Annotated in this window: 15 protein-coding genes; 6 read left to right on the top strand and 9 right to left on the bottom strand. The window is 33.0% G+C overall.

From position 1 onward, the window contains the following. Positions 1 to 144: 144 nt before the first annotated feature. Complete coding sequence (locus DRF65_RS14750; RefSeq protein WP_115971524.1) at positions 145 to 2085, bottom strand: PEP/pyruvate-binding domain-containing protein; 1941 nt, start codon at positions 2083 to 2085, stop codon at positions 145 to 147. A gap of 267 nt (positions 2086 to 2352) precedes the next feature. Between DRF65_RS14750 and DRF65_RS14745 the strand changes: the two genes are divergently transcribed. Both DRF65_RS14745 and DRF65_RS28450 read left to right on the top strand, forming a co-directional pair. Continuing rightward, the gene (locus DRF65_RS14745) at positions 2353 to 2922 is read left to right on the top strand and encodes a 3'-5' exonuclease (RefSeq protein ID WP_115971523.1); all 570 of its coding nucleotides are present in this window, start codon (positions 2353 to 2355) and stop codon (positions 2920 to 2922) included. Positions 2923 to 2971: 49 nt separating this feature from the next. Further along, positions 2972 to 3130 carry a hypothetical protein gene (locus tag DRF65_RS28450; protein WP_165852230.1) on the top strand — a complete coding sequence of 53 codons (159 nt, stop codon included), beginning with the start codon at positions 2972 to 2974 and terminating at the stop codon, positions 3128 to 3130. Between the two features lie 658 nt (positions 3131 to 3788). Here DRF65_RS28450 and DRF65_RS14740 read toward each other — a convergent pair. Then, on the bottom strand, positions 3789 to 4382 hold the full coding sequence (locus DRF65_RS14740; RefSeq protein WP_115971522.1) for a hypothetical protein: 594 nt from the start codon (positions 4380 to 4382) through the stop codon (positions 3789 to 3791). Further along, positions 4379 to 4924 (bottom strand): hypothetical protein, encoded by a 546-nt coding sequence (locus DRF65_RS14735; protein WP_115971521.1) that lies wholly within the window; start codon positions 4922 to 4924, stop codon positions 4379 to 4381. Before DRF65_RS14735 ends, DRF65_RS14740 begins: the two co-directional genes overlap by 4 nt. A gap of 155 nt (positions 4925 to 5079) precedes the next feature. Between DRF65_RS14735 and DRF65_RS14730 the strand changes: the two genes are divergently transcribed. After that, on the top strand, positions 5080 to 5475 hold the full coding sequence (locus tag DRF65_RS14730; protein WP_115971520.1) for a VOC family protein: 396 nt from the start codon (positions 5080 to 5082) through the stop codon (positions 5473 to 5475). A gap of 265 nt (positions 5476 to 5740) precedes the next feature. Here the strand turns inward: DRF65_RS14730 and arsB are convergent, their stop codons facing one another. From arsB to DRF65_RS14705, 5 genes are all read right to left on the bottom strand, one after another. Continuing rightward, positions 5741 to 6772, bottom strand: coding sequence for an ACR3 family arsenite efflux transporter (gene arsB, locus DRF65_RS14725; protein ID WP_115971519.1), 1032 nt, complete (start codon positions 6770 to 6772; stop codon positions 5741 to 5743). A gap of 20 nt (positions 6773 to 6792) precedes the next feature. Beyond that, complete coding sequence (locus DRF65_RS14720; protein ID WP_115971518.1) at positions 6793 to 7404, bottom strand: arsenate-mycothiol transferase ArsC; 612 nt, start codon at positions 7402 to 7404, stop codon at positions 6793 to 6795. A 27-nt stretch (positions 7405 to 7431) separates the two neighbouring features. Beyond that, positions 7432 to 7905 (bottom strand): DUF6428 family protein, encoded by a 474-nt coding sequence (locus DRF65_RS14715; RefSeq protein ID WP_115971517.1) that lies wholly within the window; start codon positions 7903 to 7905, stop codon positions 7432 to 7434. A 57-nt stretch (positions 7906 to 7962) separates the two neighbouring features. Beyond that, positions 7963 to 8289: an ArsR/SmtB family transcription factor gene (locus tag DRF65_RS14710; RefSeq protein WP_115971516.1), complete on the bottom strand. Its 327-nt coding sequence runs from the start codon at positions 8287 to 8289 to the stop codon at positions 7963 to 7965. A 135-nt stretch (positions 8290 to 8424) separates the two neighbouring features. Then, a complete protein-coding gene (locus DRF65_RS14705; protein WP_115971515.1) occupies positions 8425 to 9207 on the bottom strand; it encodes a YdcF family protein in 783 nt (260 codons plus the stop codon). A 59-nt stretch (positions 9208 to 9266) separates the two neighbouring features. On the opposite strand from DRF65_RS14705, the gene DRF65_RS14700 reads away from it, so the two are divergent. Both DRF65_RS14700 and DRF65_RS14695 read left to right on the top strand, forming a co-directional pair. Further along, the gene (locus tag DRF65_RS14700; RefSeq protein WP_228438725.1) at positions 9267 to 10169 is read left to right on the top strand and encodes a helix-turn-helix domain-containing protein; all 903 of its coding nucleotides are present in this window, start codon (positions 9267 to 9269) and stop codon (positions 10167 to 10169) included. 66 nt (positions 10170 to 10235) lie between these two features. Further along, on the top strand, positions 10236 to 10709 hold the full coding sequence (locus DRF65_RS14695) for a DUF6265 family protein (protein ID WP_115971514.1): 474 nt from the start codon (positions 10236 to 10238) through the stop codon (positions 10707 to 10709). Positions 10710 to 11162: 453 nt separating this feature from the next. On the opposite strand, the gene DRF65_RS14690 is transcribed toward DRF65_RS14695, so the two are convergent. After that, positions 11163 to 11393 carry a SymE family type I addiction module toxin gene (locus DRF65_RS14690; protein WP_165852229.1) on the bottom strand — a complete coding sequence of 77 codons (231 nt, stop codon included), beginning with the start codon at positions 11391 to 11393 and terminating at the stop codon, positions 11163 to 11165. A gap of 148 nt (positions 11394 to 11541) precedes the next feature. Here DRF65_RS14690 and DRF65_RS14685 point away from each other — a divergent pair, with 148 nt between their 5' ends. After that, positions 11542 to 11952: a helix-turn-helix domain-containing protein gene (locus DRF65_RS14685; protein ID WP_115971512.1), complete on the top strand. Its 411-nt coding sequence runs from the start codon at positions 11542 to 11544 to the stop codon at positions 11950 to 11952. Positions 11953 to 11960 lie beyond the last annotated feature (8 nt).

The raw sequence follows: 11960 nt of genomic DNA, 5'->3' as shown, positions 1-11960 counted from the left end.
CTCAGAAAACGATACTATACGCGAATAGATTGCGTAGTAAGAACATACCTTTGAGAGATTGTTAATAAATACAACATTTATATGAAGTTCTCAAGTGATTTGGTGATTTATGATTTTTTTATTGTTAACTAAATATAACCTTTATTATTCATAAGAAATATGGCCATCTGCCCACATGATAATTTCATCCCCATCTTGGAGGATATTCGTCGAATTTGATGTTCCAACAATACAAGGAATATCATATTCTCTTGATAGTATACAAGCGTGTGACAATATTCCACCTTCATCTGTAATGATCCCTTTGCATTTTCTGAATAGAGCTACCATATTAGGTTGCGTCATTTCCGTGACAATTATTTTATCAATGTAATCATGAGGTTCCACTATTGACTTATAATTAATTATCTTCACAATACCATGAACATTTCTGTTCAGAGATGGTATTCCAAAAAGAATGCTGTCTAATAATGGTGTGGGTGAATAGCTATTCTCAAATGATTCACCAAAGTAAATGCGTGGTGTCATTTGTTTATTCTTCTTTCTTTTCATTAACACACCGAGGCTCCTTTTATTTTTCTCTGCCTGTGATAGCTTAATATTATTTTTGATTAAGGCCACGATGTCATCAGCAAGATAATACTGATATAAATCACTCTGAGATACATTGTAGTTTTCATAAATCCACTCCATTAGTTCCAACATGTAAAAATAAACCCCAGCCCAACCTTTCTTTACATTCATTCTTTCAATTGATAATTTTTTCAAAAAGATTAAATCACTATCCAGAGTCAATTGAAAATTATCCTCTTTATCCTTATCCTTATCCTTATCCTTATCCTTATCCTTTATTTTATACTGTCTTCTCACTCCTTCTATCATTTCTTTTTTAGTTTTGTAGTTAATAGCAAGATAAGGGTATTTATTTATGTGGTTAAGTATACTGCAATCACTACTGTCATTTAAAGATGAAAAGTCTTCTTGCTCACGAAACATTAAGTCATCGTTATCAGCCGATAACAGCCCTGCAATTTCATTATGAGACCACCTTAATAACAACTTCCTTTCAATGATGTCAGTTACAATAGGTTCTGAACGCATATAATATCGGATATATTTACAGTAATGTGATGATAGCATTCTGAAATAATCAGCAGCAGTATCTTTTGAAAATGATTTTGGACGTTCAATAAATTCAATGGGATCAATGTAATCATATTGTTTAGAAAGTACTTTCATTGAATATTTTAATGCTGAAATGTGGTCATTAAGCCCAATGTAGCAATCAAATACTCCGCTTAAATCTCTGCTATAAATAATTTCCCTATGAAGATAAAGTTCACTACTGCCATTTTCCTCATCTTCACATCTTGTTTTAAAAGCCTGCTCCATTGCCCAAAGTGGTTCGTGTGTTGACCATGCATATCGAAAAGAATCGGATGGGATCACAGTTATAGCTCTACACTGTAATATCCATACTTTTTCGTCATGGTCTATACACCACTCAATATCCACAGCCTTTTTAAAAATCATCTCAAGACGAATTATGTATTCATACAATGTTAATGGGATGTCTTCATTATCTTCATAAGATTTCTTTTTTAAGGAAACCGTTTTGGGGATGATGCTTCCAGACACTATATTCTCGCATCGTCCTTTGTTATATTCAATGTAAATATCATTGTCTCCATTAACTGGATTTATTGAAAAAGCCACTCCAGACATCTTTGCATCAATCTGCTTTTGTACAATCACGGGAATATTTTTGCTCTTTTTAGAATATTCTCTTACTGCTTGAAGAGATATCCCTATTTTATCAGAAGAAACATCTAGCAATGTTTTATAAATACCTGCTGCTGATTTCTTTTTTCCATCTTCTTTATCAGAGCTTGACCTAACTGAAACTTTTCCATGAGATATAAATTTATCATACAATTTTGTAAGTTTTTTATCTGAAATATTTTCAGAACCGTTAATGACAAATCCTGGTGGAACAGCAATTCCTGCCTTAGCGACTATCATTAAATTAAATGCTTTATTTCCCACTAAAGATTTAGCAGCATTCTTATATAAATTAATTGCCATATTTATTTATTGTTGATAATTATTTTAAAATTACAAATTAAATATAGAAATATAATCACCAATAAGAGATTTTTTATGTTAAATTATAAAAATACATATTTAAACTTTTCTTGTTTTTTCCACTCCCAAGGGCTTAGAACTTTTGTATCATACCAAAACCTAATTTTTGCATTTTCCTAATACAATATTTTAAAAAGATAATATACGCCAATAGATTGCGTAGTAAGAATATACCTTTGAGAAATTGTTAATAAATACAACATTTATATGAAGTTCTCAAGTGATTTGGTGATTTATGATTTAGAAGGAAGTTGCAAAACTTTTGGAAAAAACGAAATAAATGAAACCAATATAATAGAAATAGGGGCTGTAAAATTAGATAAGAAGACTTTTGAAATAAAAAGTGAATTTTCAATTTTAATAAAACCAAAACATTTTCCAATTCTACCTGAAATTACGGAGATTACAAACATTACCAATGAAATGGTTGAAAATGAAAAGTATTTTGATGAAGCCATTCTCCAGTTTTTGGATTGGTACGGAGAAAAAAACAAATCAACGCTAGCAGGTTGGGGGTTGTACTATGATTTACCGCTTTTGAGGAAAGAATTTACAGAATTTGGATTAGATTATAACAAATATTTTGTTGGTGGAGGTTTTGATATCAGAGCATTAGGGGTTTATTGGCTGGCTAAAAAAAACATTTCTACATCTGGAATTTCATTGGAAAGAGTTTTAGAAAAAATGAATATAAAAGAAGATTTTAAATTTCATAGAGCATTAGACGATGCTAAAGCAACAGCATTAATATTACAACAGATTCTTAAGGAAAAATAACTGTCTAATCCTTATATTCATACAAAAATAACAAACCATCTAAAACGTAATGACAGAAAATTACATACAATATGCTGAAGGATATCAGAAAGACAATATTGATGAAAAGGATATAGTAAAAGCGATAAAAGACATTCAATTAATGGATGACGAGCATGGAGCCTTCTGGGTTTCAGTTATAATAGCAAAGATCGGACATGGGTTATAGTTGTATAATATCAAAGAAATGGAGTTCAAGATGAGAAAGTTGAGAAATTCTGAAATACGCACAATTTAACATAATATAAATTATAGGAAAAATATAATATTACGGAAAAGAGTATTGCTATCTCTTTTATAAGGGTCTCCAGCACATAATTCAGAGATTCCTCAAGCTGAACCTGACTATCAGACATTATACCATCCCTGTCATTCATTCTTATCTTAGTTCAATTATTTTTTTTGAGTGATCTATAATGCCTATAGTTCTGAATCAGACAAGCACATTTCAAATTGTGAAAATGACTTTGATACTAAATATATTTTAAAAGCTCATCACCAAGCCCAGAATTTCTGTCACCATTGTCTCTGATCTCAATGATAAGACTCTGAATGCCTTTAGCTTTTAACTCTGAAAACATTTGCTGTAAAAACGTACTGCTTTTCTCTTTTATAATCTCAATATATTAGATTTTAGTAACTTACAAAGGATAGACAATAAATCCACCTGCTATATTATGTTAAATTGATTACCCGTTAAGGTTCTTAAAAATTATCATTTTCTGTAATGGTTTAAAAAGCATCTTTTAACCTAAAAAAGAGATAAAGTTCTTCATTATCACTTCAATTACTTCCCTCTTCCAGCATCTGGTCCAGTTAAAAAACCTCTATTTCCCAAGCTTCTCTTCCAAATAACCTTTAACAACTTCCCGGAACTCATCTTTCGTCATAAACTGATCCAGAAACTCATCAAGATTGCCTTTATTGTCAAGCTCATCAAAATAAACTTCATGATCCGTACTGTAAACCGTTGGATTAGATTGGTCACAATCTTCCGTACAGATAAAATAATGATCCGGATATCCATAGGAATACAATATGCAGAGAAATTCAGGTTTAGAAATCCCTACAACACCCTGTACATAGTCTTCATCAATCAAATCATCGAATTCTTCCTGGTCTTCTGAGCCTTCCTTAAAAGGTGTAAACATCCAATCTTTCACAAAATACTGTCCATACGCCAGATCATGAGCTGAAAAATAATGCGAAAGCAGATTCTCATAGAATGTTTCCTGTTGATTCTGATACAGTTCCTTATTCGCTTCATAAAACTCGTCAATTCCATAAACATCCCAATCTTTATCGTACAAATAGTGAGTAAACTTTATCTGTTTCCAATTCTCTGCAAAGCTTTTATCAACATCTACAGCCTCTGTATTGCCACCTAAAGCTTTGATTTTATTGATTATAGTATCATTCATTTTTTATTTTTTTCGTGGTTATTAAGTCCGTTATTCCATAATGTATCTGCTATCTCTTCATGGCTGTATTCATAATAGTTACCATCTTTATCTTTATGAGACTGAAACAGTTTAATATCATACCCCTTGAAATTCAATTTTAAAAAATCAGGAAAATAGCTGCTTCCGAAACAGATATAATTATAAAAAATTCCCTTAAAAGATAAATCATCAGGGTCCGGAATTTCAAAAGTTTTCATTCTTCTTACAATTTCGGACAGCTCATCTTTGGTAATATCCGCCACCATTTGAGGATTTGGTAAGCTGATATCAAAAGACAGATGCTCTGCCCCATCTCCTTCCCACCATTCCCAAAGATTAAACTGAGACATTTCTTTTCCCGTCATAACATGAAGCCTGTCTTCCAGTTTTTTATATTTAGTGGAATCTTCGTCTCCATGTTCATCACAATAATCCGTATATTCCAGAATAAGTCTCAAGATTTCAGGGTATCGTTTTCCAGCCGTTTCAAAATCCGGTTCTATTTCACTTCTTAATTCCATTATTTCTTTTATCTTCAAATATATTATGTTAAATCAATCAACAATAAACCTCTCTCCTTTTACTTTTTCCCAATAAAAATACAAAATCTTGCCACATGACAATCTTTATCTTTTTAAAAGGAGTTAATTTTACTCTAACCAAAAAATAGACGTATATGAAACCTAAAATGATCTGGGCCAATCTGGCAGTTGCCGATCTGGAACGCACCCAAAAGTTTTATGAAGCCGTGGGATGTACCCCAAACAATCCACATACATCTAATGAATTAGTAAGCTTCTTTTTCGGAGAAAATAATTTCGTCATCCACTTCTTTCTGAAAAACATCCTCGAAACCAATGTAAAAGGGGTCTCCTTTGGTAATTCCCAAACTTCCAATGAGGTCATATTTACCCTTTCAGCAGAAACCAGTGAGCACGTAGATCAATGGGCTGAAGAAGTTAAAAAAGCCGGTGGTACCATTGTTTCAGAACCTGAGAATTTTGGGAACAATTATTATGGGTTTGTCTTTGCAGACCCTGACGGCCATAAATTTAATGTCTTCAAAATGTAAAAACTCAAAAATTTTAGTCTAAAATGAAATTTGCCCATAAATCACCTGTAATTTCAGTCAGATAGCATAGGTACAGGATTGAAAACAGGGCGTATTTGGGCTTCTTTTCGATTTTCCAAATTTATAAGGCTATCATTCAATTATGAGATGTTTTTTTAGCAATTTATAAGAAATATAGAGTTGTTCAAAAAACACAGTGTAAAAGGTTTTAAAATATATGAATTAGAATAGACCTGAGTTATTCAGGTCTATTCTATTGAAATTTCTACTTATAAATCTTTTTCTTTAACCATAAACTTATTCGTACAAGTACTATTAAAACAGGTACTTCTACTAATGGTCCGATTACCCCTACAAATGCCTGTTGAGAGTGTATTCCAAATACAGCAATTGCTACGGCAATCGCTAATTCAAAATTATTCCCTGTTGCTGTAAAAGCTATAGAAGCATTTTTATCATACGGAACATTGAATGACTTATTTATAAAGAAACTCACGAAGAACATTAATACAAAATATACTATTAATGGTATCGCTACTTTTAAAACATCCAATGGTAGTTCTAAAATCGTATCTCCTTTCAGACTGAACATAAGTACAATCGTAAATAGAAGTGCATATAAAGTTAACGGAGCTATTTTAGGAATAAAATCCCTATTGTACCATTCCAAGCCTTTCCAGTTAGTTAGACAGTAACGGCTTAAAAAGCCCAATAAAAAAGGAATCCCTAAATAAATCATAACACTTTGTGTAACATCTCTCATTGACACGGTTACATTAAAATTAGCCAAGCCTAATTTCTCAGGTAAGAAATTGATAAAGAGCCAAACCATAAAACTGTAACTCAAAACCTGAAATATACTGTTTAGAGCTACTAATAATGCTCCGTACTCACGGTTACCTTTTGCCAGGTCATTCCATACAAGTACCATTGCAATGCATCTTGCTAAACCTATAAGTATTAAGCCAATCATATAGCCAGGTTCATCTCTCAGGAAAAGGATTGCTAACATGAACATTAAAACCGGGCCAATAATCCAATTCAGTAACAAAGAAATTCCCATAACTTTTTTGTCTGTAAGTACTTTTGGTAGTAGTGAATAATCAACCTTTGCTAATGGTGGGTACATCATGACTATTAAGCCAATTGCCAATGGAATATTTGTAGTACCCACGGATAGAGAGTTTATAACTTCAGAAATATTAGGGAAGAAATACCCTAACCCTATTCCTGAAAACATCGCCAAAAATATCCAAAGAGTAAGGAATCTATCAAGAAATTTTAATTTTGGTTGCATTACAATTGTTTAGTCAATTCTTATTTTTTTATCTGTGAAAAAACATAAAACATTTCAGCAGCAATCTGTAAACTTCTCTTGCTATATACCTCTGCTTGTTCAGGCGTATCATCGGAAATTTTTGGATCGTCAAAAGTAATAGGAATACGTTTCTCAGCTCCAGCAATAAAAGGACAGCCACCATCTGCCTGAGAACAAGTCATGATTGCTGCAAAGCCATAAGCAGGATTAAAAGGACTATCATATCTTTTAGAAAAGCCTATGACTGGATGTCTATCTTCGTCAAATTTAATAGCATAAACAGGATTTTCAGTATCAGAAATTTTCATAATTAAAAGCCCCTGTTCCTTCAAAGTTTCTGCGATTTTGGGAAACATTGCCGTTTCTTCTGTTCCTCCTGAATAACAGGTGACATTCGGAACGTCATGATAAACACTTGCAACCTGTGCCCAAACTTGTGACAAATGACTTCTTCTTGAATTATGAGTACAAATAAAGTTAATGGTTATTTCTTTTTGTTCTTCTAATCTTTTCTGAACAAAATCAACCAATGGTGCTAAAGTAGCTTTTCTATCTTTCCCTATTTCCTGATTTTTTAGTAACTCTATTGTTTTTAATAGTTCTGGATACATCGTTTATTAAATTTTAATTTATTCAAGTTAGCAACATCCAGAATTTGGCGTACAGCAAGATGTTTGAGCAGAAGAAAGTTCAGATAAGTTTACTTTTTCTTTTTTCACGGGAATTCCGCAAGCATCCTGAGCTAAACAAGCTGTTGTTTTGTTTTTAAGAACAAAGTTTTTCCCATTAAACTCTAAATCGAACTTGCCAATTGTTGTATTCTGATACTCAACCTCAATTTCATCATTATCAATTCCCAGTTTTTCTTCTGACAAATTGATAATATTTAGAAGTTTTGTAGGTTTTAAGCGATGTTCAAAATCATTAGCATTCCACAATTGGAAGTTTACTACCTTTTCAATTCTTATTGTTCCGCCACAATCAATAAAATGTTTTGTTACGGTTCCTACTTCTGTTACATGAAAATGTTCAGGAACAAATGTTCCATTTTCTAATTGAAATTCTACATTCTCTAATCTTGGTAAAATTTCTTTGATTTCAGATAATTTCATCAATTTTTATTTATCGGTTAAACGCAATATTACGATACATATATTTAAAAAAATGCATTAACAGCATTTCTGATTGTTAACAGTGAGAATAATTTTTGAAAAGTAGTCTTTGAGTATTCCAAAAGTGTTTTCATCAATACAATAGCAAATTGCCGTACCTTCAATATTCCCTTTGATTAAACCTGCATTCTTTAATTCTTTCAAATGCTGAGATACTGTTGCCTGAGCCAATGGTAATTCATTAACAATATCTCCACAGATACAAGTGTCTACTTTTAGCAAATATTCTATAATAGCAACTCTTGCAGGATGCCCTAATGCCTTAGCAATAGTAGCTATTTTATTTTGTTCATCTGTAAAATGGTCTGTCTTAGTGGCTCCCATAGCATTTTATATATTGCAATATTACGATATAATTTATCAGTAAAAAAATAATTTATCATTTTTTATGGATTAAAGTATTCGTATGTAGTATAACATTCTGTAAATAAAATAATTAAATTTAAAAATAACCATTTATTATTTATTCACCCCCAAGCTGTTATATAACTGCACCTGCCAGATTCCCACAACCTCTTTCAGCATAACAAAGGTAAATGCTGCATTATAACTGTTAGGAAATACAGTGATCTCAGTATCTATAAAATCTGATGCTTGTGGAATGGGTTTTAATCCAAAAGTCTTAAAAAGAGCAACAGATCTTTTCATATGAAAACCTGAAGTCACCAGATATAGGCTGGTATTGCCCATCTTTTTCAATATCTCGCTGGAAAATTTTGCATTCTGATAGGTATTCATGCTCTTATCTTCCTTAATAATATCAGAATCCGGTACTCCCATCTTTTTAAAATCTTCCCGAAATAACTCTGCTTCACTTATATGCCCTCTTCCCTTTCCGGAAATTAATATTGTACAGGGTTGATTCTTTTTCTGGTATTCATGATACAACTGATAGGCGGTCACCATTCTGGAATAAGACATGGTGTGCACTTTCTCTGTATGGTCAATATCTACAACTCCGCCACCCAGCACTACAATGATAGGATTCTGAACAGCTGCTGCCTTCATTTCAGGAGTATGGAGGTAATTTTTCTGTAAATATGCAGAAGTTAATTTACCCAGAAACCCATTTCCTATAAAGATAATCATCAATACGGTTGTTATAAGAATTCCAATTCTCCATTTTTTACTCTTATTCTTCCTTCTCAGCAAAGCAATAATGACTACCGCAAGAAATACTAAAAAATAAGGTTCTGTAAAAAGCTGTAAAACACGGAATAAAAGGTCCAGTAAAAATTTCATCGATGATAGTATTGATTAACGCTCAGAAAACATTGAGTTTTCAAAGGTAAGGTTATTTCATGACTAGTGCTTTTCTCACTGCATTTCAATGGTTTATTGAAAGTCATTTTATTTTTAATAATTTTAGCAGAACAGAATTATTAAGTACAATGGATTATCAAACATTCCAGCCCCATCCGGAACTGGCTTCAATTATCAAATGTTATTGGACGCTGGACAGTCCCAAAGAAGACATTCCCCAAACCCAAACCATTGTTCCTGATGGCTGCATGGAAATGATCTTCCATTATGGAGATCTGTATAAACAGTATATTGATGGAGAAGCCATTGTACAGCCAAGATATTGTGTTTTCGGACAGCTTACTGAACCTTTAAGAATTGAATCTACAGGCATTACCGGAATATTTTCGGTTCGTTTTCACCATGATGGCTTTCTGCCTTTTGCAACGATTCCTATTAAACAAATGGATGATAAAGCCGTTCCATTAGATGATCTGTTTGGAACAGCCGGAACTGAATTGGGAGAAAAGGTATTCCAATCCAACACCATACAGGAAAAAATAGACCTTGTAGAATCCTTTCTGCGTGAAAGGCTGAATACCGAAACTATTGATAGAATTGTACAATCTACCATCGATATTCTTTTGCAGGTTAACGGACAAATATCCGTCAATGAACTTTCCCAGCAAACCAATATCAACCGCAGACAATTGGAACGCAGGTTCTCTTCAGCGATTGGTATGAGTCCCAAACAGCTTTCCAAAACCATAAGGCTGCAATCAATACTAAAGCATCTTCTCCATAAAGAATATGTGAATCTTACGACTCTAGCTTACGATGCAGAATATTATGACCAGGCCCATTTTATCAAAGATTTTAAAGAATTTACAGGACTTACTCCAAAGGAATTTTATGGGGATAATCTGCAAATGACCTCTCTTTTTTATGGAAAAGATTCCTGATGTCGCATTTTTACAATTTTGAGACTTTGCTTATCCAGAACTTTGCTGGAATAAAATAATAAGGCAATGAAAACAAAATTAATCATCATCCTAATCAGCAGCCTGCTTATAGGCAGCTGGACTCAAAAACAAGGCGAGATCCAAAAACTGGAATGGCTGCTTGGTACCTGGGAAACCAAAACGCGCAAAGGAAGCCTTTATGAAACCTGGACTCAGAAAAGCAGTACCGAACTTCAGGGAAAAAGCTATTATCTGAAAAATAAAGATACCATTATGTTTGAGTTTGTACAATTGGTAGAAAAAGACAAAAAACTGCATTATATTGTCTCTGTAAAAGGTCAGCATGATGAACAGCCTGTCGATTTTATTTCAACGCCTAGCTCAAATCCTACTTCATTAATATTTGAAAACCGGCAGAACGACTTCCCCCAAATAATTACCTATAAAAAAATCCGTAAAGATTCTTTATTTGCTGAGATCTCAGGTCTTATGAATGGGAAAATGGCAAGACAGGCATTCCCGATGAAGAAAATAAAATAGGTTTATTTCTGAAACAGAAAAATAATATGCTTACTTTTTGAACCATTAAGAATATATTAAGTTGTTAAGATAATTAAGGAAAATATCTGAGGATATTTGTAAAGTAAGCTCATTAAATATTTAGCTTTAAATAAAGGGTTTCGGCGGCCTCCGGCCGCCGAAACTATATCCATCCACCTTCATCAGGCAAGTTCACTTGCCCACCCTTAGCTCCCTAAAAATATAACAGCTACCTCCATAAAACTTTGCGTCTAAAAAACTCTCACACAGATCACACAGATTTCGCAAATTTTTTTTGCCACGAATGCACTAATAAAAAAGATTTCGTTCATTTTAAAGCCTATACAATGATATCTTATAAAGTTTATAAAAAGGGGTCTTTATTTACCATAACGAAATATCCTATTCCTGCATTAGTGGCAAATAATATTTTTAGTAGATAAAATGTTTTGTTTACACCTCTTCATAGTTCATGTCCTTTTCTAAAGTAATCTGATTCCTCCGAACCGTCACCACCACATGATCTCCCGGTTCAAAGCCACACTCCAGCAACCACTTCCCTGCCAACCGGATTTCCGGGAAGAAAACCAGTCTTCTATAGGCTCTTTCAAATGATTTATGGGAAACCGTAAGGTTACGAATGGAGACAATCTTATATTTGCCCCGAATAATTACTTTTCTCATATCGTTGTTTTTCAACAAAGCAAGAAATATCATGACAGCTATACCAGTTAAAAATGAATATTTTAGGCCGTAGAATGGATATTTTAGAAGATAATTTATTTTGAACAGGGGCTTTATTTTTACCTTTTAAAGCTTTATATTTGTTATTATGACTTACACAGATATGCAAAATAAGAAAATACATCAGGGTAGAAATATAAAACGTTTCCGTGAAATGCTGGGCATCAAGCAGGAATCCTTAGCTTTTGAATTGGGTGACGACTGGAACCAGAAGAAAGTCTCTCTTTTAGAACAAAAGGAAACTGTGGAATCTGATATTTTGGCGCAGGTTGCGAAGATTTTGAAAGTTCCGGCGGAGGCGATTGAGAATTTTGATGAGGAAAATGCTATAAATATTATTTCTAATACTGCTTCTTTTGATAACTGTCAACAACCTGCTTTCTTTAATAATCAACCTACTTTCAACCCTCTTGATAAAATGGTAGAGCTTTACGAGCGTATGCTGGAGCAACAGAAGGATATGATTGAGAAGTTGGAAAAATTGATAGAAAAGAAATAATAATACAA

The sequence above is a fragment of the Chryseobacterium pennae genome (assembly GCF_003385515.1).
GTDB lineage: Bacteria > Bacteroidota > Bacteroidia > Flavobacteriales > Weeksellaceae > Chryseobacterium > Chryseobacterium pennae.
This window is presented reverse-complemented; position numbering and strand designations above follow the sequence as displayed.